This window comes from Streptomyces sp. NPDC002870 (assembly GCF_042888505.1).
Classification (GTDB): Bacteria; Actinomycetota; Actinomycetes; order Streptomycetales; family Streptomycetaceae; genus Streptomyces.
Genome location: NZ_JBIAPW010000025.1, coordinates 1 through 23,321 on the forward strand (window position 1 = coordinate 1; position 23,321 = coordinate 23,321).

Here is a 23,321-nt window from a genome sequence, read left to right on the forward strand (position 1 = left end):
CCGGCTCCATAGCAGGCTCAACGCACCCCGATCGGGTGGGTCACGAACCACCACCGCCCTGATGCAGCGTCAGCCCACTAGACTCGAAACAGGCATGCTGGCCAGGACAAATGGAGAAGCACAACTGGAGTACTAGTGTGGACCGGACGTGACAGGTCGTGGGGTGCGAGCGGGGGGTCGGGTGCGGCAGCGCGTACGTCTCCTCTTCTCGGCCGCCCTGCCGTCGCTGCTGTTCGGCGTGTGGGCCACCTTCCTCGTGCTGACCGGGGCCGCTCCGGTTCCGGCGGGCGGGTCCGTCGCCGCACCACCGGCCGTGCGGTTCGACGGACCTCAGCGGACCGATTCGTCCCGGCCCGAACTCCGGCGTGCGACGTCTGCTCCCGTGGCGGTACAGGTCGACTTCGCCACCGACACCGGCGCACGGCCTCCCGGGGCTCCTCCGGTGCTGACCGGCCCGGTGCCACCCGCGTACCGCCCCCCTGTTCTCAACGGCCGGTCGGTGCGGCCTCGCCAGGAGCGCGCCCCGCCCCACGATCCGTACAGCCCTCGCCATTCCCGCGCACCACCCTCCACCCGGAGCAGCTGACGATCCCAAACGTCCGCCGCCCCGGTCTGCGGTCTGCCCGCAGACGGCGGCCGGTCGGGCGTCCATGCCCGTGTCCGCAGGCGCTCGCGTCTGCGTGCTGCCCGTGGAGTTCTCATGTCATCTCGTGCCACGTTCTGGCGTGCGCTGATCGCGCTCGCCGTCCTCGCAGTGTCCCTGTTCTTCGCCCTGACCACTCCTCCCCGTCTCGGACTTGATCTGCGCGGAGGGACCCGTATCGTCCTGGAGACCCAGCACTCCCCCACCGTCCGCGCCGACGCTGCCGCCACCGACCGTGCGCTGGAGGTGCTGCGGGGCCGTATCGACGCGCTCGGGGTCGCCGAGCCCTCGCTCGCCCGCTCGGGGGAACGGCGCATCGTCGTCGAACTGCCCGGTGTGCAGGACCCGCGCAAGGCTGCCGAGGTCATCGGCCGTACCGCGCAGCTCACCTTCCATCCGGTACGCGGCGTGTCCGCGGGTCCCAGCAGCCGCCCCGCGGCGGACGGTTCGCGGGTACTGCCGGATCCCTACGCACCCGGCCGTTTCCTGCGGCTGGGGCCGACCGCGCTGACCGGCGACGGCGTCAAGGACGCCGCCGCCGTCCTCGATACGCAGACGGCGCACGGCTGGACCGTCGACCTCACCTTCCGCGGTACCGCCGGGAAGCAGTGGGCCCGGATCACGGGCGAGGCCGCCTGTGCCGCGCCCGCGGATCCTGCCCGCCGGGTGGCGATCGTCCTCGACGACCGGATCGTCTCCGCGCCCGGCATGCAGCAGTCCGTGCCTTGCGGTGCGGGCATCAGCGGCGGCTCGGCGCAGATCACCGGTGGTTTCAGCGCCGGTGCGGCGCGGGATCTCAGCGCGCTGGTCAAGGGCGGTGCGCTGCCCGTACCGGTGACGGCCGTCGAGCAGAGCACCGTCGGGCCGAGCCTCGGAGCGGACGCGATCCGGGCGAGCGCGCAGGCTGCGGTGATCGGCCTCGTCTGCACGGCGGTCTTCATCATCGTCGTCTACCGGCTGCTGGGCGCGCTCGCCACCGTCGCGCTGGCGCTGTACGGACTGATCTCCTACGCCGCCGTCGTGGCACTCGGGGCCACGCTCACCCTCCCCGGACTGGCCGGGTTCGTCCTGGCCATCGGCATCGCAGTGGACGCGAATGTGCTGGTCTTCGAGCGGGCCCGGGAGGAGTACGCACGCTCGGCTGTGCGCACCCCCGACATGCGCCGACCGCTGCGCGTCGGTTTCAGCAAGGCCTGGAGCGCGGTCGCCGATTCGAATGTGACCACGCTCCTCGCCGCCGGTCTGCTGTTCCTCTTCGCCACCGGGCCGGTCAAGGGTTTCGGCGTCACCCTCGCCGTCGGCGTGCTCGCCTCGATGGTCTCGGCGATGGTCATCACCCGGCTCCTCGCGGAATTCGCCGTGCGACGGGCGTCCGTGCGGCGGCGTCCCGCGCTGACCGGGCTCGCGACGACCGGTCGACTGCGGGCGCGGCTGGCACGCCGCAGGCCTCAGCTGATGCGGCACCGGCGCCGGTGGCTCGGGGCCTGCGCCGGGCTGCTGCTGCTCGCGCTCGCCGGGATCGGCCTGCGCGGACTGGAGTTCGGCGTCGAGTTCACGGGCGGGCGCGTTGTGCAGTACGCCGCCGAGCGGACGGTCGACGCGGACACGGCCCGCGAGGCCGTCACGGAGGCGGGCTTCCCGCATGCCGTCGTCCAGACCACGGGCGATCGCGGCATCACGGTACGGAGCGGAGAACTGACCAACCATCAACAGGAGGAGATCCGCGACTCGTTGAGCGATGTCGCGGGGAGGGTGACGGTGGAGCGTGATGAGCTCATCGGGCCCAGTCTGGGCAGAGAGCTGCGTACCCACGCGCTGATCGCGCTGTGCGTGGCCGTGGCCGCTCAACTGGTCTATCTCACCGTGCGGTTCCGCTGGACGTTCGCGACCGCGACGGTCGCCGCCATGGCTCAGGACGTTCTGCTGGTAGTGGGCCTGTTCGCCTGGCTGGGCAGGCCCGTCGACAGTGTCTTCCTCGCGGCGCTGCTGACCGTGGTCGGGTATTCGGTCAACGACACGGTCGTCGTCCTCGACCGGCTGCGCGAGCTGAGGCGTACGGGTCCGAACAGGTCGTGGCAGGACCTCGCCGACGATGCTGTCGCGCAGACCCTGCCCCGGACCGTCAACACAGGAATGGGTGCGCTGTTCGTCCTGACCGCCCTTGCCCTTCTTGGCGGTGACTCGCTGACCGACTTCTCCGTCGCCCTGCTGGCGGGAGTTGTCGTGGGGATGGCCTCGACGGTCTTCACTGCGATGCCGCTGGCGGTGATCCTCCAGTCCCGCCACCCCGAGTCGCACCGCCCCAAGCCGAGCCGGCCCAGCGCTCACGACCGTTCGGGAGCCGTGATCTGATCACCCGCGGCCACGGTCGGCCCCGGCTGCGGCGGTCGCAGCCCCGGCCGGCCGTGGTGGGCCCGCGCTACGGGATCGGGATGATCAGCTCGCGACCGGGGCGGAGGTCGGGAACATGCCGCCGGTCACGGCGGAGCGCGCGAGTCCTAGGCCGCTCAGCCGGAGGCCACGGGGATGACCGACCAAGGCTGCCGGTGGGCCTGGGCAGCAGGGCCCCTGCCACGGCTGGGCAGCACATAGCCGCCATTGCGGCCCGACCACCCCGTAGGCCCTTCCGGCGTATTCAAAATTGCACTCACATTTCCGCTCCGCGGAGGACCTGTTACCAGAGCGACGAGCGAGCCATTCTTCCCGCGTCTGCACTTCACGCCACGTTTGCGTCCTCGTTACGTTGAGCCGGGCGGGGGTCGTTGCACGGGATTGGCAAACCAGCCCTGACGGGACAGTTCAAGATTCAATCGCATTGCAGCCTCGTTGGTGAACAACGAACACAGCTCGAGGCGAATTGCGCAAAACGCTCCCGCGGGCATTCGCGCATCGGCCACAATGTCGCTTTCGCCTGATCGAAAGGGCCTTGGTGACGCATGCCCGTTGACAACGATGCCCCTCTGTCCGATGCCGAACTCACTGCGGTGTTGAGGGAGTTGGCCTCCGATGCCCCGATGGAGGAGCTGTACCGGCGGCACCGTTCGGCGGTTCTTTCCTATGCACGTACGTGCTGCCGTGATCCGCACACTGCCGAGGACCTGGTCTCGGAAGCCTTCGCCCGCACCCTGCAGGCTGTGCGGTCCGGTGGCGGTCCGGAAGCCGCCTGGCGCCCGTACCTGCTCACCGTCGTGCGCCGCATCGCCGCGGAATGGATGGGCACGGCCCGGCGCACCGAGCTGTCAGCCGACTTCGAGCGGTGGCTCAGCAACCTGCCCGACACTTCCCAGTCGGAGAGCGGCGAGGAGCGGATACTCCGTCTGGAGGACAACAGCCTTGTCCTGCGCGCATTCCGCTCGCTGCCCGAGCGCTGGCAGGCCGTCCTGTGGCACACCGCCGTTGAGGACGAACCCGCCTCGAAGGTCGCCGCTCTGCTCGGCGTGGGCGCGAGCGGAGTCGGCTCACTGGCGTCCCGGGCCCGGGAAGGTCTGCGCGAGGCCTACCTGGCCGCGCATCTCGAAAGAACCTCCATCAGCGAGGAGTGCCGCCGCTACAGCTCCCTGCTCGGGGCCGCCGTACGCCGCACCGGCCGCCGCCCGAACCAGGACCTCGAGCGGCACCTCGCACAGTGCGCGAGGTGCCGTCACGCCCTGGTCGAACTCACCGACCTCAACGAGCGGTTGGGCTCGACACTGCCGGCCGGCGTGCTGCTGTGGGGCGGCTCGGCCTATGCGGCGGCCCGGATGACCGAAGCCGGAGCCAGCGCCGCTGGTGCAGCGACCGCACCGAGCACGCCGGACGGCGGTGCCTTCCTGGACGGCGGTACGGGATGGTGGGTCAGGGCCACGGGCTCCCCACTCCGCTCGGGCGCGGTCGCCGGTGGCGCCCTCACCGCCATCGGGATCGCCGTCCTCATTCTTCCGGTGCCGTTCGATGACGACAAAGGGTCCTCGCCCTCACAGGCGGAGTCCAAGCCGACCCTTACCCTCGTCGAGCACCCGCCGCCCGTCACGCTCACGCCCACACCCTCCCAGCCGACGCCCTCGGACCAGGCCAAGCCGTCCGCCCAAGCATCGGGTACGCCATCCACCGAAACGACCGACACCCAACAGCCTCGGCTCGGGACCGTCACATGGTCGGGCACCCTGCGCAACACGGGAATCACCACACAGTGCGTCGAGCCCGCCGGCACAACAGTCGTCCAGAATCTATGCAACGGCAGCAAGGACCAGGTCTGGCAGTCCGTGTCGTTCAAGGACAACAAGGACTACAGCCGGCTACGCAACGCCGCCACCGGCGAATGCATCGACTACCGCGTAGGCACCCAGAAGGTATACGACAACGCCGCCCACATACAGATCACGATGGGACCCTGCCGCACCGACGGCGACGGCCAACTGTTCCGTTTCGACCCGTGGTGGGGCGAGAGCGACGGCAGCTACCTGGTGCGCGCCGAACTCGAAGACGGCAAGCCCTGGGACGAGATGCAACTCGGCATGCTGGACTGGTGGGAAGGGAACGACCCGCCGCCGGAGACGGACGCTCCCGTCGTGCTCACGTACAACTACTACAACGCCCCCCGGCTCCGCTACCGCCGTGAGGGCGTGTGACCGGCAGCCCCGGGCCGGCCCGCATAGGCACCCATCAACTCAACAGCGCTTGGACGGACTTGGTAAAGCATTGACAAAGCGGCGGGACGGTCGCCACCGAACACCCTCCTCCCATCGACCTGTCAAACACACCTCGAGGGGGACTCGATGGACCTACGTGTCCTCGCGCACCACGCCCACCAGCGCTACAGCGATGCGCCCTACGGCCGGCGGGCGCGGAGATCACCTTCCGCCTCGCCCGGCCCGACGCCATGGCGGTCACCACGGTCCCCGTTCCCGGCACGGGTTCAGCACGTGGGTACATGCGGCGCCGAGGCCCGCAGTCGGCGTCCACACGGAGTACGTCACGGCCGGTACCGCCGGCGATTCCCGCGTCAGCGCCATCGAATTCGCCTTCAGCCGAGTATCACCGCAATTCCTTGCCGACTGGGGAGCAGCGCCTCAGCCGGCAGAGACGGTAGCGCATGACGGAATTCACCCGCGGCTGCCACCGGACTTGAGCGGAAGGCTTCTCAATGCACTTACTCTTGGGCTCGCGGCCATCACAACAGCCCCCCTCTGACGCTGCTTTGATGATCGCGTCACGCACAGGACAGATCGAATTCTTTCGGCACCTCTATCGCCGCCACTACGCCTCAGTGCAGGCTTACGCCTCCCAATGCGTGACAGGTCCACTGGATGCGCAGGAGGTGACGTCGGATGTCTTTGCACATCTGCTGCAACAGCTGAGGTCTGGGGAATCCTTCGTCGAGCGCCGTCATCCGGGATGCCTGCGGCCCCAGTTACTGGGAAAAGTCCGCACCACCGCGATCAATCGCTGGCACCGGGAGCGCGACACACTGTCGCCGGACTTCCGGGCCTGGGTCGCGGCAGGATCACGGTGGCCCTGGGGCGAGGACGGCCAGCTGGCTCTCGCCTACGAGCGCCTCCCGGCCACCACCCAGTGCCTGCTGTGGCACTCGGTGGTGGAACGGGACGATCCCGCGTTCACTGCACGCATCACGGGGCTGACTCACCATGCGGTTCCGGCTGCATGCGACCAGGCCATGAGTGCGCTGCGCCAGGCCCGCACGGACCTGTACCTCGAGCGACTGGAGCGTTCGGACTGCAGGGATGTGATCAAGCGGCTGACCCAGCGGCGGCCCGAGGCGCCCCCGGCCGACGGAATCACAGACCATCTCCGCGTCTGTCCGGCCTGCACGAGTGTCTACAAAGACCTGTCCCGTCTCGACGACCAGCTCGAAGCGCAACTGCCAGTACGGCTGTTGGGATGGTGGACCGGACAGCAATACCTGCGTGCGAAGGCCGCCATCTCCGTACCACTGGGCGATCCGCCGTTCCTGGCGAGACTGTTGGAGCAACGCCCCGCCCATGCCCCCGCAGAGCGTTCGGGTGTACACCGGGTCACGGCGGCCACCCTGAGGAGCCGAGGTGGAAGGAGGGCGGCGTCCCCGCTGCTGCCTCGTCGCTCCCGGGCCGCTTTCGCGGTCGCGGGCTTCCTGGCCGGCGTCGGCGTAGGCATGCTTCTGCTGACCGCTTGTGACCAGCGTGGGCCGCAGACTCCATCGCCGTCTACGCCCGGACCTTCGCCTGCCCCGGACAACCCGCCGTCGCGGCAAGCATCACCTCCTCCTGCGCTCTCGGCCCGATTCCCCGTCCGGGCCGATAAGTACACGTCACAGCAGGGGACAGGCGCCGGCTCCGACCCCGGCACCCGTGTCCTTGGAAGCTCGTCCATCCTCCATTACGACCGGGTCGATTTCTCCACCGGCGGGGACACCGTCGCCCAGGCCAGGCTCTCGGGGCAGCCGGGCAGCGGTGCCTCGATAGAGCTCACGCTCGATTCCCCTGCAGGACTTCTGCTGGCGCGCATCACTCCAACCACCGACGGTTCCATGGACGACATCTCGGTTCCCATCACCCCCGTCGTCGGCGTGCACCGTGTCTACGTCACCGCGCACTGCCCGACGACCACCGATCCGTGCGTCGAACTCGATGCGTTCGGTACCGCACCGTCCCCGCCAGGGGGCGCCGGCTGACCGCCACTGACCCCGCCGAGACCCCTCCCTCCTTCGCGCTGGTCCGAGCCGCAGCAGCGACCCATTCCACTTCCACCGACAACGACCAACGACGGGTCCCGCTGCGCTTCCGTGCCGTCGGCAAGAGCCGGCAGAGGGCCCGCTTTCCCTTGCCGTCGCCTTTCGGGCACGGGAGCGAGCCCGAAGGTCGTGCTACGGGGACCCAGCTGAGCCCCACGGACCGGGCGGCGGAACCTGTGGCATCGCGACGATCACCGCGAGACGTTCCTCGCACAGTTACCTACAGCGCTGCCGCGATCCGTTCGGCACGTGGTCCGGACACGCCTGCGAGCCCGGCCGCTCGCCCCGTGGCCACCAGGAGCAGATCACCCACCGCCCCCCGGATCTCGTCCTGCCCCTCACCCGCTGACCACTCCCGGTCGGTGGCCACCAGTCTCGTACCGGCCAGGCGCTTTCGGGCGCCGTAGAACCGGCTGGCAAGGACGTGTTCGAGCGCGGCGACGGTCTGCTCCGCGGGCATCTCCCGTGGGCGCCCGAGCGGTCGCGCAACGTCCTGCCCGTGCACCACCGCGTCGACGAGCGGGTCCAACGGGCTGGACAAAGGCGCACGGTGGGCCGAGCCTGCCGTCTCGCGCAGCTGGGCGATGAGCTCGGCCGGCCCGAATCTGGCCGCCCGTTCCCGTGCCAGGTCGGCCTCCATCCGGTCGAAGTTGCCGCGCGCCCGGATCGCGCCCTTGATCGTCCCGAGGAGTGTGGTGCGTGTGGACAGCGTCATGTGTGCGGCCACGTCGTGCACGGTCCAACCTGGGCAGAGGGAGGCTGTCTGCCACTCGTGGTCGTCGAGGCCGTCGAGGAAGTCGGCGAGGCTGAGTCGTTCGGCCTTCACCCACGCGAGTATTGCGGTCCGGTCCATGTTCAGCTCTTCTCGGTGGCAGGTGGGGTTGGGGTTCCGAACCGTCATGTGCCGGCCCTGTCGGCTGGGTTGGGCGGTTCGACCTCGGTCAGCCTGCTTCGCAGGTGGGCCCGTTCGGGTTCGGTGCCGGCCAGGGCGAGTGCTTCCCGGTATGCCGTCGCGGCCTCGGGCAATCGGCCGAGCCGGTGCAGCAGGTCCCCCCGGGCGGCCGGGTAGGGGTGGTGACCGCGCAGCCGCGGGTCGTCGGCCAGCTCGTCGAGCAGCGTCAGGCCTGCCTCCGGGCCGTCGCGCATGGCCACCGCCACCGCTCGGTTCAGCTCGACGACGGGGGACGGCGTGAGCGCGAGCAGCACGTCATAGAGCGCTACGACTTGCGGCCAGTCGGTGGCCGCGAGGTCGGCGGCCTCGTCGTGCAGGGCGGCGATGGCGGCCTGCACTCCGTAGGGGCCGGGCGGGCCTCCGGTCAGCGCGGAGACCACCAAGCCGCGGCCCTCTTCGATCATCGTGCGGTCCCAGCGGCCGCGGTCCTGGTCGTCGAGCATCACGAGCTCGCCGTCCGGACCGGTCCGGGCGTCGCGTCGCGCGTGGGTCAGCAGCATCAGGGCGAGCAGGCCGGAGACCTCCCGCTCGGCGGGCATCAGTCGGCGCAGGATCTGCGCCAGCCGGATGGCCTCCTCGGCGAGGTCGAGCCGTTGCAACCGAGGGCCCGAGCTGGCCGCGTAGCCCTCGGTGAAGATCGAATAGAGGACCTGGAGTACTCCGGGCAGCCGTTCTGGCAGCTCGTCGGCGCCGGGTACGCGGAAGGGGATGCGAGCCTGGCGGATCTTCTTCTTCGCCCGCACGATCCGCTGGGCCATTGTCGCGGTCGGGACCAGAAAGGCTCGCGCGACCTCGGGCGTCGTGAGACCGGCCAGGCAGCGCAGGGTCAGCGCCGTACGGTCCTCCGCGGCGAGCGCGGGGTGGGCGCAGGTGAAGAACATCTGCAGCCGCTCGTCGGGCAACTCGCCGTCGGCGTCCGCGGGCGGGGCGGGGTCGGCGCGGTCCGCCTCCACCTGCAGGATGGCGAGGCGGGCGGCGTATGCCTGGTCCCGCCGGAGGCGGTCGACGGCCTTGCGCCGCGCCGTGGTCAGCAGCCAGGCGCCGGGCTTGGCCGGGACGCCCTCGACCGGCCAGTGCACCAGAGCCGCCTCGACGGCCTCGGAGGTGACCTCCTCGGCCAGGTCGAGATCGCCGAAGCGACGGACGAGGGAGGCGAGCAGCCGGCCGCGCTCCTCGCGGAACACCGACTCCACTGTCGCCTGACCAGGCGACTGGTTGGGTGGCCCGATGGGCATGTCGGGTCCTGCGGCTCCCCCGCCCCTCACGTCAGGCCCCGAACTCGGCGATCGGACGCACCACGACCGACCCGCTGCCACGCGCGCCGGGACAGCGGGCGGCCCAGTCGAGCGCGACATCCAGGTCCGGTACGTCGACGACATAGAAGCCGCCGAGGACCTCGCGGGTCTCCGCGAACGGCCCGTCCGTGACAGCCCGCCGGCCGTCCTGGCCGACCCGTACCGTCGTGGCGGTAACCAGGTCCGCCAGCGATTCCCCGGAAACCCAGATCCCCGCGTCCTTCATCTCCTTGTCGTAGCTCACCCAGTCCTCGACGCTGCACTCGGCGGCTCCGCCGTTCTCGTCGATCGCACCAGCGTTGATCAGCAGCATGTACTTCATGGTCCGACTCCTGTCAGGTCCCGTGATCTCCTCGCGCGGCGGGTCGCCGTACAACATGACGACGAACGGAGCACGGTCAGATCGACAGGCTCCCCAGAGACTTTCTCCGGGACAAGCTCAGCGCCCACGCGGTTCTCACCCACGATCCATTCCCGGAGCGAGATCGACGCGAGGCGCGAGCGACGGCACGTGACCCCACGGGCCCCTGCGCACCTGGGCCTCCCCTCGGAGAGCGAGGCGTCGACGCCAGCTGGCCGGCCGCCTACAAACTGACCACCAATGCTGTCAAGCATGCCGGACAGCTTCGGAAGGCCCCATCGACCGCCTGAAGCAGCTGGCAGTAACACTCGGGTCAGCGGGCGTCGGCATCCATCAGCCCCGAGACCAGCGCACGGAGGGTGGTCTCGATGTCCGACCGGACCGCCGCCCGGTCCGCTGCGCCGGTCATGATGAGGGCGGCTTCTCCCAGTGCCGCGTTGAGGAGCCGTGCGGCGAGACGGACTGAGGGCACGCGGGTCTCTGCGGTGCCGACTGCGGTCTCCAGCTCGGCCCGGACCCGTCCAAGGCTGTACCTCTCCTCGATCTGCCTGCAGCGCTGCCACCCGAGCGCGGCTGGGCCGTCCTCGATGAGCAGCCGGGCCACCTCGGGGCTGCTCACCTCGTCCAGCCACGCGAGGCATCCGGTCACCAGCCGCTCCGGCGCCGACGCACCTTCCGGCATCCGGTCCACGGCACGGGCGATCGCAGCGGAGGCCTCCTCCTCGTACACGGTCGCGACGATGTCGTTTCGTGAGGCGAAGTGGTGGTACATGGCCCCCCGGCTGACGCCCGCCGCTTCCAGGAGAGCCTCCGTGCTCGTCGCTTCGATGCCCTGACGGAGGAACAAGTCCCGCGCCGCGTCAACGATCCTGCGCCGAGTGACGCGCCGTCGCTCTTCCTGAGTCGCCATACCCACACTTTACAGACTGCCTGTCGGTTAGTAGATTACCGACAGGCAGTCTGTATCTTGAGGAGAACTCATGCGTGACGCACCTGAAAGCTTCGTCCACTACCTCGCCGCCTGGAACGAGCGCGATCCTCACCGCATCCGCCGCCATCTCGACCTCTCCGTGACCGACGACGTCCTCTTCGTGGACCCGGCAAACACGACGATCGGCCCCGACCAGCTCGAGAGCATGATCCGCGAGGCGCGTGCCGCCATGCCCGGCGCCACGTACCACCGGGTGACCGGGATCGACGGACACAACCGCCGCTACCGCTACTGCTGGGAGGTCCGCATGGACGCCCGGGTCATCGCGGCCGGTATGGACGTCACCACTGTCAATATCTCCGACCGGATCGAACGCATCGACGGCTTCTTCGGTGACTTGCCTACCGCTGATGCCGTTTGACGCTCCGACGTTTTCCGAACGATCGCAGTGCCGGCCATAGGTCAGCAGGACGCGGACCGGGCCGCGTGGCGGGTTCGGTAGCGGTTCGCCGTGGGGATCGTGGAGTGCAAGGTGCCGGATCAGTTGTCGGAGCTGTCCTGGCCGGCCGGCCGCCGCGCCTTCACCGACGCTACGGGTACACAGCCGACTTCTTCCGTGCCCTCGTCGACGTCGCTTGCACCCTGATCCGCTACCCGCAGACTTGCCAAGTGGGATGGCCGCCTCGAGGACCGGAGCGCGTGAGCGCCGTCTGACGAGCGTGGGTCGTTGACGGGATTGGTGAGGGCGAGCTGTATAGGGTCTTGGCAACCGACCTTCCCGGCGAAGCCCGCCCGCCCCGAATCAGACGGACGTTCCCGACAGGCCGTAAGCGCAGACTTGACCGATCATCAGGAGTGCTGCCGTGCGCCCCACAGAGACATCATCTGGGCCCGGCAGCCTCGGTTGGAACCGTGAAACAGCGACGCTGGCGCTCCTGTCCTTCGCCATGCTGATCGTTTCGCTCGACCAGTACATCGTGGTCGTGGCACTCCCCGACATCGCACGCGACCTCGGCTACTCCGCGCAGACGCTCCAGTCGGTCATCAGCGTCTATGCAGTAGCCTCGGCCGGCTTCCTGCTGTTCGGCGGGCGTGCCGCCGACCTGCTCGGACGACGCCGCATCCTGGCCACCGGCCTCGCACTCTACGCCGGGGCATCGCTCGCGGGAGGACTCGCGACCGGCCCCGGAATGCTCCTCGCCGCCCGCGCATTCCAAGGTCTCGGCGGAGCCCTCGTCTTCCCCACCACCCTGGCACTCATCAACACCACCTTCGCCGAAGGCCGCTCCCGCAACCGCGCATTGGGAATCTGGGGAGGGTCAGGCGCGGCAGGACTCGTCATCGGTGTGCTGCTCGGCGGTCTTCTGACGCAGGCGTACGGCTGGGAAGCGGTCTTCCTCGTCAACGTCGCCCTGGCCGGCCCTGCGCTGCTGCTTGCCTTCGCATTGATCCCCCGGGACGGTGAACGCGAAAAAGGCCGCAAGTTCGACCTACCCGGTGCGCTCAGCGTCACTCTCGGTGTCACACTCATCGTGTTCGCCCTCATGCAGGGCCCCGGGCTGGGCTGGCTTTCGCCGGGCATCCTGGTGAGCGCAGCGGCGGGCCTACTGCTGACCGGAGCTTTCGTCATCATCGAGCGGCGCAGCTCCGACCCGCTCATGCCACCCCAACTGCTCTCCAATCCCAACCTGATCACGGGCGTCGTCATCGCGTTCATGTTCATGGCGACCTTCGGCTCCGTGCTCTACTTCCTGTCCATTTACTTCCAGGAGATTCTGGGCTACGACGCTTTGCAGACCGGCGCCGGCTTCCTCATCCCCACGGCAGTGGTGGTGGCCGGTTCGACAATCGCAGGCCAGCTCGTGACGCGGTTCGGTCTCAGGCGCACATTGGCCGCAGCCCTCGCCGTCGGTGCGCTCGGTGCGGTCGCACTCGGCCTCGTGATCTCGCCGAACGGCACGTACATCGAACTCATCCCCGGCCTCGTGGCGCTCGGCATCGGCGACGGGGTGGTCTTCACCACCATGTTCATCGCCGCCGCCACCGGAATCTCCGACCGACAGCAAGGCATCGCCTCCGGCATTGCCGCCACCGGCTCAGGCGCGGGCGCAGCTGTCGGCCTCGCCATCCTCGTCCTGGTGGCGACTGCCGGCCTCGACGGCCTCTCCGGTGAACAGCTTCGAATCGCCACCGCCGACGGGATCAGGACCACGCTCTTCGTCGTGGCAGGCGGAATCGTGCTGACCTTCCTCATCGCCCTGAGCCGGTGCCCGACACCGCCCGAACCGGCACCCGCCCCCGTGCCCTACCAGACCCGTCGCTGCTGAACCTGTTTCTAAAGCTTCATGCGTCCGGGCTTTGTCGCCTGCGAGGAAGCGTGGGGCAGCATCTGTGGCTGAAGTGCTGCTGGACCGCGCCCCCCTGCCACGTTCGAAGCGGCAGGGGAACCGGCTACGGGGGCTGAGAATGCTGGTGACGGAGTTCAGCACGGAGGTCGTGGCAGCGCCGGAGCGGTTCTTCGGGCGGGTCCAGGGTGCGCCGACTCGGATACGCGGTGCGACGTTCGTAGCATGGCAGTATGGCTGTCTTGTCACAGATGGTGCCCCTAGGAACGCCCGCGCCGGACTTCGCGCTTCCCGATCTAGTCGGCCGGACTGTCCGCCGCGACGACTTTGCCACCGCTCCTGGGCTGTTGGTCGCATTTTTGTGCAACCACTGTCCCTACGTGCGCCATGTCGAGGCCGGGCTCGGCAGGCTGCTCGCCCGGTACCCGAAGCTGGCGGTGGTGGGCGTCTGCGCCAATGACGCCGACGCCTATCCGGACGACCGGCCCGAACGCCTGGCTGAGCAGGCCGGGCGGGCGGGCTGGACCTTCCCATACCTGGTAGATGCCGACCAGACCGTCGCCCGGGATTACCAGGCCGCCTGTACGCCGGACTTCTTCCTGTACGACACCAAGCGCCGGTTGGCCTACCGGGGAGCGATGGACGAGTCCACACCGGGAAGTGGCAAGCCAGTCGCCGGTGAACTGCTGGACGCCGCGATCACTCACGTCCTAGCCGGTGAGCCGGTCCCTGAACCCCACCGGCCGAGCATGGGCTGCTCCATCAAGTGGCGAGTGTGATCACCACTCTCCTCGAGGAGACACCCAGGGGACATCGTCACCATGTGAACGCCCGACTCCCCCCGCCGAGCGAGGGCAAGCTCATGTTCGTCTCGTGGGCACCTGACACCGCCAAGATCGAGCAGCATCCCTGCACTCGATCAGATCGCAGGCCGAACCAGTTGAGCAGAGAGGCTCTGGACCGACCCATCCCCTGCAATCGTCATCCGATTCCCAACCGGCTTGACATATTCCGATATAGGAATATGATGGCTCCCATGGCACGAGCAGCGACAACGTCGGACGTCTTCAACGCGATCGCCGAGCCACAGCGCCGCGACATCCTGGCGCTGCTGCGGGCGGGTGAGCGGCCGGTGACCGACCTGGCCCAGGAGCTGGGGATGAGCCAGCCGGGGGCGTCCAAACACCTGCGGGTGCTCCGGGAGGTCGGGCTGGTGCGGGACCGCAAGGCAGGCAAGCAGCGCCTGTACGGCCTTGACGCCCGCGGGCTGCGACCGGTCCACGAGTGGACCGGCGGGTTCGAGCGGTTCTGGAACGAGAGCTTCGACCGGCTGGACGAGTACGTGCAGGACCTCAAGCAGGCAAGGCAGGAGGAATGACCGATGGCAGGGGCAAGGCAAGAAACGCGGGCGGAGCCGGCGACGGCCGACCGGGAGATCGTGATCTCCCGGGTCATCGACGCCCCGCGGGAGCTGGTGTTCGAGGCGTTCACCGAGGTCCGGCACCTGTCGCGGTGGTGGGGCCCGGAGGGGTTCACCACCACCACGCGGTCCTTCGAGTTCCGCGAGGGCGGGGAGTGGGACTTCGTGCTGCACGGGCCGGACGGGACCGACTACCCCGAGTGGATCCGCTGGCTGCGGATCGCCCCGCCGGAGCGGATCGCACTGCTGCACGGTGAGACCCGCGACGACCCGAACGCCTTCGAGTCGGTCCTGACCTTCGCGCCGGACGGAGCGGCGACCCGGATCGTGATGCGCACGGTGTTCCCCACCAAGGAACTGCGCGACGAGGCGGTCGAGAAGTACCACGCGATCGAGGGCGGCCGGCAGACCCTGAGTAGCCTGGCGGCCTACGTCACCGACCTCGCGCGGAAGGGGGCGGAGGGCTGATGGCCGGGAAGGTGTTCTTCAGCGTGACGATGTCGCTGGACGGCTTCATCGCGCCCGAGTCCGTGCCCGTTGACGACTTCTTCGCGCCCGATAATCAGGACGACCCGGACGTTCAGCGCTGGATGGCGCAGTGGACGGAGCTGCAGCAGTGGCTGTTCCCGCTGCGGTTCTTCCGGGAGAACCTGAAGCTGGGCGAGGGCGGCGAGGAGGGCCGCGACAACGACGTCGCGCGGGAGACGTTCGAGCGCACCGGCGCGAGCGTCATGGGCAAGCGCATGTTCGACCTCGGCGAGCAGGCATGGCCGGAGGAGGCGCCCTTCCACACCCCGGTCTTCGTCGTGACGCACACCAAGCGTGACCCGTGGGAGCGGCCCGGCAGCACCACGTTCCACTTCGTCAACGACGGCATCGAGCACGCCCTCGACCAGGCCCGCGAGGCCGCCGGCGACCGCGACGTCCGCATCGCCGGCGGCGGCGCGACGATCCTGGAGCACCTGAACGCCGGCCTGGTCGACGAGTTCTCGATCACGCTGTCACCGGTGCTTTTCGGCGCCGGTACCCGCCTGTTCGACGGCGTGGACGCGTCCAGGGTCGCGCTGGAGCCGGTCCGTTCGGAGCCGTCGTCGCGGGTGACGCACCTGACCTACGCCGTGCACCCACGGTAGCCGCGCCACCACTCCACCCCCCTAGCGACCCGAGCACCCACGGCGCAGACGCTTGAATCAGCAGGCCATCACGGCCAACTGCGAATAGCCCCTTAAGTTCGGAGCATGAGCGCGGATGTCTCCCGTCCGGTCGGGGCCCGCGGATGTCAGTGCTGCGGGTCATACTCGTGCCGCGGCGCCGCCCCGGGCACCGCAGCACGAGGGGAGCAATATGGCTGAGGTGCTGGTTTTCCACCACGGGCACGGGCTGACCGCTGGCGTTCGCGAGTTCGCCGAGCAGCTGCGCCGGGCCGGACACACCGTCCACGTCCCAGACTTGTATGAGGGGCACGTATTCGACAGCTTCGAGGAAGGCATCGGCTACGCCGAGAACGCCGGGTTCGACACGATCACCGCGCGCGGAACCGCCGCCGCCGAGGGGCTGCCTGCAGAGCTCGTCTACGTCGGGTTCTCGCTTGGCGTCCTGCCGGCGCAGAAGCTGGCCCAGACCCGCCCCGGTGCAAAGGGCGCGCTGCTGCTCGAGGCATGCGCCCCGGTCTCGGAGTTCGGCGATACCTGGCCCCAGGAGGTCCCGGTCCAGATCCACGGCATGGACGCAGATCCGTTCTTCGCCATGGAGGGTGATGTGGACGCTGCCCGCGCGATCGTCGGGGCGGCTGTCCACGGCGAGCTGTTCCTCTACCCCGGCGACAGACACCTGTTCACCGACAGCAGCCTCCCGACCTACGACGAACAGGCCGCAACGCAGGTCAACCATCGGGTGCTCGGCTTCCTCGACCGCATCAAGTAGGAGATCAACAATGGTCGGGCAAGGCTTGTCCCCTGCCCGCGGGTGGTCCGAGTGGCCCCTGGCCTTGCCCGGCGCGGGCCCCGGGCCGAACAGGCGAGTAGAGCCGCAGAGGTCGTCCGCCCCGGCCACAGCCGGCGGGGTTGCCGGCCTTGGGAAGGTCCGGCCACGGGCGAACACTAGGCATGCGAGCCGCCGTTACCGTCGCACGCGCGCGGCGAGCTCGGCAGGAGAGGTGCGATCCGCTCACCTACGATGCCGGAGGGCGGTAGCGAGATCGTCGAGGTGCTCCGAGACTGGGCCCAGGGTGAGCAGGCCGCTGCCCGCCCCGGCCAGCTCCGCCGCTGCGGGGGTGAGTTCGGTGTAGGCGCGCTCCATCGTCTCCCGGTCACCGACGGCGATCGCAGCTCGCGCGGCGAGGCACCACATGGCCTCGAACAGCAGGTCGCGCGGCGGGTCCGGGAGCTGGCGCAGCGCCGCCGTAACCTCATCGGTGCGGTGGTGGGCCAGCAGCACGAAGGGGCGGGCCCATGGCTCGTAGGGTCCGAAGTCGGTCTGTTCGTCGGCCTGGGCGGGCTTCGCGTGCCGCAGGCGCAGGCACAGCAGGGCGAGCGGCAGCAGCCCGCGTTCCAGTCCGGGCATGCCGGCGCCGTTCAGTCGCGCGGCGGCGTCCTGGTAGGCCGCCTCCACCTCCGCCGCCGGTGCATGCCCGGTAGCTGCGAGCCGCAGCGCTCGGTACCACTGGGTGAACACGCCTACCAGCGGCAGCTCGTGGCGCTCTGCCAGGTGGTCTGCGGCGGCCGCGTGCCCGTCGGCTCCGGCGAAGTCCGCGAGCGCGCTGCGGGCCTGGAGCCGGATGAGGTGTCCGAGCACCTCGGAGGTGGCCAGGCCGTTCCGGGTGGCCAGGGCGACCAGTTCGGTGCCGATCGCGTCCCGGCGCGGTGCCAGACCCGCGCGGTGGAAGGTCTGCATGAATACGCCGTTGAGGGCGAACGCCAGTAGCGCGGGGTCGTCCAGGCGGCGGGCGATCTGCTCGGCCTGCCGGGCGGCCTGGGGCCCACGCGCGTTGGGGGTGCTCCCTGCTCGAGGAGCTTGGGGCTGGGTGCCCCGTGACTCCAGGGCGATCGTTGCCAATAGGCGGGCCCGCGCCGCCTCGTGCGCACCGGGCGGGAGGCCGGCCAGGGTGCGCTCGGCCGCCGCCACGACAGTCGCGGCCTGCTGCGGGTCGTCGACACGGGTCCAGATCGCCGGGACGTCGTAGGCGCCGATGACGCGGGCGGTCAGTTCCGCGTCGCCCAGCTCCTCCGCCGCCGCGATGGCCGCCACGCGGTGCTGGCGGGCGGCCTCAAGGCCGCCACCGCCGGTCACCGCGAGATTGCGGAGCAGGCCCACCGTCGACTCCAGTCGGGCCCGGGCACCGGAGGCCACGGTGCGGTCGTACGCGGCGGCCGCCTGCGCCCACACGAGCCCTCCGCTTTGTCCGAATGCCGGGTCGAGGTGGCGGGCGTGGTCGAGGATGTCCGCCTCCAGGCGGCGCAGTCCCGGGCCCGGATCCACCCCCAATTGTTCGATGAGTAGCGTGCGTGCCCGGCGCAGCACCGCGAGCGCGTCGCCCTGGCGGCCGGTGCGGTACAGCGCGAGGGCCAGCAGTCGCCAGGCGTCCTCGCGCCAGGGGTGCTCGGCCACGTGCGCGTCCAGATCCGGCACCGCCTCGGCGGCAAGTCCCAGGGACAGCCGGGCCTCGGCCTGACGCTCGACGGCGTGCAGCCGCAGCTCGCCCAGGCGGGAGCGCTCCGCACGGGCCCAGGTCTCGTCGGTGAACTCGGCGTAGGCGGGGCCGCGCCACCATCCCAGCGCTTCCTCCAGCCTGGCGAGCGCGTCCTTGGGCGGCAGCGTCGCGGCGGCGGCAACCGCCTGCTCGAAGCGCCAGGCGTCCACCGTTCCTGGCTCGGCGTGCAGCGCGTACCCCGGGCCCTCTGTGACCAGCAGCCGGGCCGGAGTACGGGGCGGGCGCTGCGGTTCCAGTGCGCGGCGCAGCGCGGCCACGAAGGTGCGCACCGCGCCCACCGCGCCCGCGGGTGGATCGGCCCACAGGTCCTCGACCAGGCGGGTAACCGGGACGACGCGGCGGCGGGCGACGATCAGCCGGGCCAGCACCGCACGGTGCCGCGGCCCCTTCAACGCGATCGCGCCCCCGGCATCGTCCCAGGCCACCACCGGCCCCAGCACCCCGAACGCGACCTGCACCCCTGACCACCCTTTCCGAGGGAATCCTCCCTGGTCACGGTAGCGCGCTCACTCGATGCTCATCCGCGCCCGGCAGGCTTGGGCACCTGGTCATCCACAGAGAAGGGCGAAACCATGACACCTGCCATCGCCGGCTTCACCTACCAACGCGTCCCCGTCGCCGACGGCGTGTCCTTGAATGCGGCCGTCGCAGGCTCGGGCCGTCCGATCGTGCTGCTGCACGGCTTCCCGCAGACCCACCTGATGTGGCGCCATGTCGCCGCCGACCTCGCGGCCGACCACACCGTGATCTGCCCCGACCTGCGCGGCTACGGCGCCAGCGACAAACCGGCTGAGACCGGCGCCGCCTACGCCAAGCGCACCATGGCCGCCGACATAGTCGCCCTGGCTCGCACGCTGGGGCACGAGCGCTTCGCGCTGGCCGGGCACGACCGCGGCGCACTGGTCGCCTTCCGCGCCGGGCTCGACCACCCCGAGACGATCACTCACCTGGCCTGCCTCGACGTGCTGCCGACCCTGGACATGTGGGAGGTGATGCGTGGGACCACCGCCGCCGTCGGCTTCCACCTCTACCTGATGGCCCAGCCCCCGGGCCTGCCCGAGCAGATGATCGCCGCCTACCCGGACGGCTTCTTCAGCCACTTCCTCGACATCTGGACCAACGACCCTCAGGCGATCCCCGCCGACGTCCGCGCCGCCTACCTGGACGCCTGCCGCGACGCGGTGCCCTCGATCGTGGCCGACTACCGCGCCTCCGCCGGCGTCGACGTCGATCACGACCAGACCGACCGGGACGCAGGCAACCGGCTGCGGATGCCGGTCACCGTGCTCCAGCAGGACTGGGGCGCCGCCCTCGGCTTCGACGCGGCAGCCCTGTGGAGCGCCTGGGCACCGGACCTGCGGCACTCCACCGTCACCTGCGGCCACTTCATGGCGGAAGAAGCCCCCGCCGACATAGCCAAGGCACTTCGAGACCTCCTCGCCCGCTGAACGACCGAGGCCGGCAAGAAGGCCCTCCCAGCGCGTGATTCTTCACCGCCCAGGAGGGGGAGCGCGTCGGTCGGGGACGGCCGAACTCCTGGCCATCGCCGGGGACCTGCGCCACCACGACATCCACCTCAATCTCCTTGCCGGTCCCGCCAGGGCCCTACGACCCAGCAGACACGGCGCCCCGGCCGGTGCGCAGATCGTCCAGACCCGACACCAAGACCGCGTCGCCGGCTCGGCTCGCGTCGTCGCGGTACCACGGGACAGTCGACAACAGGGAGGCCAGGCCGAGCAGGGTCCTCGCACTTGAACAGGGGCTCTCAGTCGAGGACATGCCGCAGATAGGACTGCGGGTCGGCGAGATAGCGGCGCCAGTGGTCGACCAGGGCGAGTTCGCGCCAGGCCACCCGGCGCATGCCGTGTTCGCCGACCTCGACGATGTCCGCACCCGGCAGCGCGGTCAGCAGCGGCGAGTGGGTGGCGCAGATGACCTGGCCACCGCTCTTCACCAACTGGTCAAGATGGCCGAGCAGTTCGAGGCAGGAGGCGAACGAGAGGGCCGCCTCCGGCTCGTCCATCACATACAGGCCGGCCTGGAGGAACTTCCCACGAAACGCCGCGAGAAAGCCCTCGCCATGACTGACCGAATCGGGTGCGAATCCTTCCCGTTCCAGCGCGTCCAGCGCCGTCTCGGCCCGCAGGAAGAACCCTTTGCGGGCGGACCAGCTGCCGACCATGCGCCGCCCGCGAGGCGCCGCGTCGAAACGGATCCGCTCACCCAACACCGACTTGGAGCGGTGGCTGGCATAGCGCCAGTCGTGCGAGCCGCCCCAGGAGTCCAGGCCGAAGCCCTCCGCGAGGGCCTCGACCAGAGTCGATTTGCCCGAGCCGTTCTCACCGACGAGAAAGGTCACCGGCGCGGTGAAGCGCAGCCCGTCCGCCAGGAGCTCGCGCACAGAGGGCACGGACCAGGGCCACTCCTCATTTTCGTACGAGGCCACGTGCACGTACGCGCGTTCGACGATCACGCGTCGAGTCTTTCACAGGGCGTGTGTCTCAGAGGGACGGACTTCGGCAGGCTCCTGGACCCCAGTTGTACGGTCTGGACGTCAAGCGCGGTTCGACGGTTTGATCCACCCCAGCGATCGCTCGACGGCCCGCTGCCAGTTGTCGTATTCCGATTCGCGCCGCGCGGAGTCCATGTCGGGCAGCCATTGGGCCGCCCGGTGCCAGTTGCGGCGCAGGACTTCCAGGTCCGACCAGTAGCCGACGGCCAGCCCGGCGGCGTAGGCGGCGCCCAGCGAGACGGTCTCGGCGACCATGGGCCGCACCACGGGCACGTCAAGGACGTCGGCCAGGATCTGCATGAGCAGGTTGTCGGATGTCATGCCACCGTCGACCTTGAGCTCGTTCAGGGTCAGCGAGGAGTCGGCGTTCATGGCGTCGACGACCTCACGCGTCTGCCACCCGGTGGCTTCCAGCACGGCTCGGGCCAGGTGCCCCTTGGTGATGTATGAGGTGAGGCCGACGATGACACCGCGTGCGTCACTGCGCCAGTGGGGCGCGAAGAGACCGGAGAACGCCGGGACGATGTAGCAGCCGCCGTTGTCCTCGACGGTGCGCGCGAGGGTCTCGATCTCCGGCGCGCTGCTGATCAGTCCCAGACGGTCACGGAACCACTGGACCAGCGAGCCTGTGACGGCGATCGGCCCTTCCAGCGCGTAGACCGCGGGCTGATCGGCGATCTTGTACGCAACGGTGGTGAGAAGTCCGTTCCGGGACCGTACGACGTCGGTGCCGGTGTTGAGCAGCAGGAAGCTGCCGGTCCCGTAGGTGCACTTCGCCTCGCCCGGGGAGAAACAGGTCTGCCCGAAGAGTGCAGCCTGCTGATCGCCGAGCGCGGCCGTGATGGGCATGCCCGGGAGGACCGACCTGTCCTCACCGTAGCTTTCCGCCGACGACCGGATCTCGGGCAGCATGGCGCGGGGGACCCCGAAGAACCCCAGCAGTTCCTCGTCCCAGGTGAGCGTGCGCATGTTCATGAGCATCGTGCGACTGGCGTTGGTGGCGTCGGTGATGTGCTGACCGCCGGCCGTGCCGCCGGTGAGGTTCCAGATCAGCCAGGTCTCCATCGTGCCGAACAGCACCTCGCCGTCCTGGGCTCGCTGTTCCAGCCCTGCGACGTGGTCGAACAGCCAGCGGATCCGTGGCGCGGAGAAATAGGTCGAGGGCGGCAGGTAGCAGCGTTCCTGGAAGAAGTCGTCGCCGGGGTGGTTTCTCAAGTCCTCGACGAGCGGAGCGGTGCGGGTGTCCTGCCAGACGATCGCTCTCCCCAGCGGGATGCCTGTCCGCCGGTCCCAGAGCACCGTGGTCTCGCGCTGGTTCGCGATGCCCAGGGCGGAGACCTCTCCGACGGCGGCGCCGACGCCGGACAGGGCCTCGGGCACGACGCGTCGCACACTGCGCCAGATCTCGAGGGCGTCGTGCTCGACCCAACCGGGCCTCGGGAAATACTGCTGGTGCTCGCGCTGGGCCACCGACACCAACCGCCCACGGTGGTCGAACAGGATGCAACGGGTGGAGGTGGTGCCCTGGTCGATGGACATCACATACCGTTCAACCATGATCCTGGCCGCCTTCCGATGCGTCGAGGATGCGGTGGTGGGACCTACCAGCGGGCCGCCCCCAGGTTTCTGGAAATCGCCCGTGCGGCCTCACGGAGCAGGGTGATCAGGGCCGGCTGAGGCCGTCCCTTGGCATCACAGATCCGCTCGACCGGGCCGGACGCTCCGATGGCGCCCACCACGAGGCCCCCGTGCCCCCTGATGGGCGCGGCGACGCCGGCCTCACCCATGCTCATCTCCTGAACCTCGGCGGCCCATCCGACCTCCCGGATCTCGGCGAGTGCTCGGGTGAGCTCCTCCGGGACGACCAGAGTGTGCCGTGTGTACGCCTCCAGCCCGGCCTCGAGCGCCGACTCCGCGGTCGCGGTGCCGAAGGCCAGTAGGACCTTGCCGAGCGAGGAGGCGTGCAGCGGCAGCAGCGCGCCCACGTCCAGGGTCTGGAGCGTGTCGTCCGGCCGGAAGACGTGGTGGATGATCAGCACCCTGCCCTCCAGGGGGGTGCCCAGGCGGACCGCCTCCCCGCTGCGGGCGGCCAGAGCGTCGGCCCAGTTGATGGAGCGCGACCGCAGCTCGTTGACGTCGAGGTAACTGGTGCCGAGGTGGAGCAGCGCCGCCCCGAGCTGGTACTTTCCCGTCGCCGCGTCCTGCTCCACGAAATCCACGTGCTGCAAGGTGCGCAGAATGCCGTGGGCGGTCCCCTTCGCCAGGCCCAGCGACGCGGCCACCTCGCCCAGTCCGAGCCGACGAGGGCCGCCGGCGAGCAGACGCAAGATCGCCGCCGCCCGTTCGATGGACTGGACTGGGCCGGCCATAAGACGATTCTAGGCCCGTCTATGCCGGTCTACGTGGCGCATGATGTGGTGATATTTCCGATTCCAGGTACTGCGTTC

General features: G+C 69.7%; 20 protein-coding genes. 12 read left to right on the forward strand and 8 right to left on the reverse strand.

Going from position 1 to position 23,321, the window contains the following annotated elements:
* Positions 1-181 precede the first annotated feature (181 nt).
* The 4 genes from ACFYWY_RS26180 to ACFYWY_RS26195 all read left to right on the forward strand — a co-directional run bounded on the left by ACFYWY_RS26180 (position 182) and on the right by ACFYWY_RS26195 (position 7,289).
* A complete protein-coding gene (locus ACFYWY_RS26180; RefSeq protein ID WP_389190461.1) occupies positions 182-586 on the forward strand; it encodes a hypothetical protein in 405 nt (134 codons plus the stop codon).
* Positions 587-700: 114 nt separating this feature from the next.
* On the forward strand, positions 701-2,995 hold the full coding sequence (gene secD / locus ACFYWY_RS26185; RefSeq protein ID WP_389190462.1) for a protein translocase subunit SecD: 2,295 nt from the start codon (positions 701-703) through the stop codon (positions 2,993-2,995).
* Positions 2,996-3,579: 584 nt separating this feature from the next.
* Entirely contained in the window at positions 3,580-5,250 is a 1,671-nt protein-coding gene (locus ACFYWY_RS26190; RefSeq protein WP_389190463.1) for a sigma-70 family RNA polymerase sigma factor, read from the forward strand.
* A 662-nt stretch (positions 5,251-5,912) separates the two neighbouring features.
* Complete coding sequence (locus tag ACFYWY_RS26195) at positions 5,913-7,289, forward strand: carbohydrate-binding protein (protein ID WP_389190464.1); 1,377 nt, start codon at positions 5,913-5,915, stop codon at positions 7,287-7,289.
* Positions 7,290-7,569: 280 nt separating this feature from the next.
* Here ACFYWY_RS26195 and ACFYWY_RS26200 read toward each other — a convergent pair whose 3' ends face one another.
* The 4 genes from ACFYWY_RS26200 to ACFYWY_RS26215 all read right to left on the reverse strand — a co-directional run bounded on the left by ACFYWY_RS26200 (position 7,570) and on the right by ACFYWY_RS26215 (position 10,867).
* Positions 7,570-8,202: a maleylpyruvate isomerase family mycothiol-dependent enzyme gene (locus ACFYWY_RS26200; RefSeq protein WP_389190465.1), complete on the reverse strand. Its 633-nt coding sequence runs from the start codon at positions 8,200-8,202 to the stop codon at positions 7,570-7,572.
* Between the two features lie 44 nt (positions 8,203-8,246).
* The gene (locus ACFYWY_RS26205) at positions 8,247-9,536 is read right to left on the reverse strand and encodes an RNA polymerase sigma factor (protein WP_389190466.1); all 1,290 of its coding nucleotides are present in this window, start codon (positions 9,534-9,536) and stop codon (positions 8,247-8,249) included.
* 31 nt (positions 9,537-9,567) lie between these two features.
* Positions 9,568-9,918, reverse strand: a complete 351-nt coding sequence (locus ACFYWY_RS26210; protein WP_389190467.1) for a YciI family protein — start codon at positions 9,916-9,918, stop codon at positions 9,568-9,570.
* A 352-nt stretch (positions 9,919-10,270) separates the two neighbouring features.
* A complete protein-coding gene (locus ACFYWY_RS26215; RefSeq protein ID WP_389190468.1) occupies positions 10,271-10,867 on the reverse strand; it encodes a TetR/AcrR family transcriptional regulator in 597 nt (198 codons plus the stop codon).
* A 70-nt stretch (positions 10,868-10,937) separates the two neighbouring features.
* Here ACFYWY_RS26215 and ACFYWY_RS26220 point away from each other — a divergent pair, with 70 nt between their 5' ends.
* The 7 genes from ACFYWY_RS26220 (at position 10,938) to ACFYWY_RS26250 (ending at position 16,576) form a co-directional block, all read left to right on the forward strand.
* Positions 10,938-11,309 (forward strand): nuclear transport factor 2 family protein, encoded by a 372-nt coding sequence (locus tag ACFYWY_RS26220; RefSeq protein WP_389190469.1) that lies wholly within the window; start codon positions 10,938-10,940, stop codon positions 11,307-11,309.
* A gap of 442 nt (positions 11,310-11,751) precedes the next feature.
* Complete coding sequence (locus ACFYWY_RS26225; RefSeq protein ID WP_389190470.1) at positions 11,752-13,215, forward strand: MFS transporter; 1,464 nt, start codon at positions 11,752-11,754, stop codon at positions 13,213-13,215.
* A gap of 269 nt (positions 13,216-13,484) precedes the next feature.
* Positions 13,485-14,012, forward strand: coding sequence for a thioredoxin family protein (locus tag ACFYWY_RS26230; RefSeq protein WP_389190557.1), 528 nt, complete (start codon positions 13,485-13,487; stop codon positions 14,010-14,012).
* Positions 14,013-14,269: 257 nt separating this feature from the next.
* A complete protein-coding gene (locus tag ACFYWY_RS26235; protein ID WP_389190471.1) occupies positions 14,270-14,611 on the forward strand; it encodes an ArsR/SmtB family transcription factor in 342 nt (113 codons plus the stop codon).
* A gap of 3 nt (positions 14,612-14,614) precedes the next feature.
* Complete coding sequence (locus tag ACFYWY_RS26240; protein ID WP_389190472.1) at positions 14,615-15,121, forward strand: SRPBCC family protein; 507 nt, start codon at positions 14,615-14,617, stop codon at positions 15,119-15,121.
* Positions 15,121-15,786, forward strand: a complete 666-nt coding sequence (locus tag ACFYWY_RS26245; protein ID WP_389190473.1) for a dihydrofolate reductase family protein — start codon at positions 15,121-15,123, stop codon at positions 15,784-15,786. Before ACFYWY_RS26240 ends, ACFYWY_RS26245 begins: the two co-directional genes overlap by 1 nt.
* Positions 15,787-15,997: 211 nt before the next feature.
* The gene (locus ACFYWY_RS26250; protein WP_389190474.1) at positions 15,998-16,576 is read left to right on the forward strand and encodes a dienelactone hydrolase family protein; all 579 of its coding nucleotides are present in this window, start codon (positions 15,998-16,000) and stop codon (positions 16,574-16,576) included.
* A gap of 243 nt (positions 16,577-16,819) precedes the next feature.
* Here the strand turns inward: ACFYWY_RS26250 and ACFYWY_RS26255 are convergent, their stop codons facing one another.
* Positions 16,820-18,820: a BTAD domain-containing putative transcriptional regulator gene (locus tag ACFYWY_RS26255; protein ID WP_389190475.1), complete on the reverse strand. Its 2,001-nt coding sequence runs from the start codon at positions 18,818-18,820 to the stop codon at positions 16,820-16,822.
* Positions 18,821-18,934: 114 nt separating this feature from the next.
* Between ACFYWY_RS26255 and ACFYWY_RS26260 the strand changes: the two genes are divergently transcribed.
* Positions 18,935-19,810: an alpha/beta fold hydrolase gene (locus tag ACFYWY_RS26260; protein WP_389190476.1), complete on the forward strand. Its 876-nt coding sequence runs from the start codon at positions 18,935-18,937 to the stop codon at positions 19,808-19,810.
* 317 nt (positions 19,811-20,127) lie between these two features.
* On the opposite strand, the gene ACFYWY_RS26265 is transcribed toward ACFYWY_RS26260, so the two are convergent.
* From ACFYWY_RS26265 to ACFYWY_RS26275, 3 genes are all read right to left on the reverse strand, one after another.
* The gene (locus ACFYWY_RS26265; protein ID WP_389190477.1) at positions 20,128-20,835 is read right to left on the reverse strand and encodes an AAA family ATPase; all 708 of its coding nucleotides are present in this window, start codon (positions 20,833-20,835) and stop codon (positions 20,128-20,130) included.
* Between the two features lie 81 nt (positions 20,836-20,916).
* A complete protein-coding gene (gene glpK, locus ACFYWY_RS26270; RefSeq protein WP_389190478.1) occupies positions 20,917-22,431 on the reverse strand; it encodes a glycerol kinase GlpK in 1,515 nt (504 codons plus the stop codon).
* A gap of 44 nt (positions 22,432-22,475) precedes the next feature.
* Entirely contained in the window at positions 22,476-23,243 is a 768-nt protein-coding gene (locus ACFYWY_RS26275) for an IclR family transcriptional regulator (protein WP_389190479.1), read from the reverse strand.
* Between the last annotated feature and the right edge of the window lie 78 nt (positions 23,244-23,321).

Coding starts and splice junctions, on each gene's coding strand:
- secD (WP_389190462.1), top strand. CDS start 701: ATGTCATCTCGTGCCACGTTCTGGCGTGCGCTGATCGCGCTCGCCGTC.
- ACFYWY_RS26190 (WP_389190463.1), top strand. CDS start 3,580: ATGCCCGTTGACAACGATGCCCCTCTGTCCGATGCCGAACTCACTGCG.
- ACFYWY_RS26200 (WP_389190465.1), bottom strand. CDS start 8,202: ATGGACCGGACCGCAATACTCGCGTGGGTGAAGGCCGAACGACTCAGC.
- ACFYWY_RS26205 (WP_389190466.1), bottom strand. CDS start 9,536: ATGCCCATCGGGCCACCCAACCAGTCGCCTGGTCAGGCGACAGTGGAG.
- ACFYWY_RS26210 (WP_389190467.1), bottom strand. CDS start 9,918: ATGAAGTACATGCTGCTGATCAACGCTGGTGCGATCGACGAGAACGGC.
- ACFYWY_RS26215 (WP_389190468.1), bottom strand. CDS start 10,867: ATGGCGACTCAGGAAGAGCGACGGCGCGTCACTCGGCGCAGGATCGTT.
- ACFYWY_RS26220 (WP_389190469.1), top strand. CDS start 10,938: ATGCGTGACGCACCTGAAAGCTTCGTCCACTACCTCGCCGCCTGGAAC.
- ACFYWY_RS26230 (WP_389190557.1), top strand. CDS start 13,485: ATGGTGCCCCTAGGAACGCCCGCGCCGGACTTCGCGCTTCCCGATCTA.
- ACFYWY_RS26235 (WP_389190471.1), top strand. CDS start 14,270: ATGGCACGAGCAGCGACAACGTCGGACGTCTTCAACGCGATCGCCGAG.
- ACFYWY_RS26240 (WP_389190472.1), top strand. CDS start 14,615: ATGGCAGGGGCAAGGCAAGAAACGCGGGCGGAGCCGGCGACGGCCGAC.
- ACFYWY_RS26245 (WP_389190473.1), top strand. CDS start 15,121: ATGGCCGGGAAGGTGTTCTTCAGCGTGACGATGTCGCTGGACGGCTTC.
- ACFYWY_RS26250 (WP_389190474.1), top strand. CDS start 15,998: ATGGCTGAGGTGCTGGTTTTCCACCACGGGCACGGGCTGACCGCTGGC.
- ACFYWY_RS26260 (WP_389190476.1), top strand. CDS start 18,935: ATGACACCTGCCATCGCCGGCTTCACCTACCAACGCGTCCCCGTCGCC.
- glpK (WP_389190478.1), bottom strand. CDS start 22,431: ATGGTTGAACGGTATGTGATGTCCATCGACCAGGGCACCACCTCCACC.
- ACFYWY_RS26275 (WP_389190479.1), bottom strand. CDS start 23,243: ATGGCCGGCCCAGTCCAGTCCATCGAACGGGCGGCGGCGATCTTGCGT.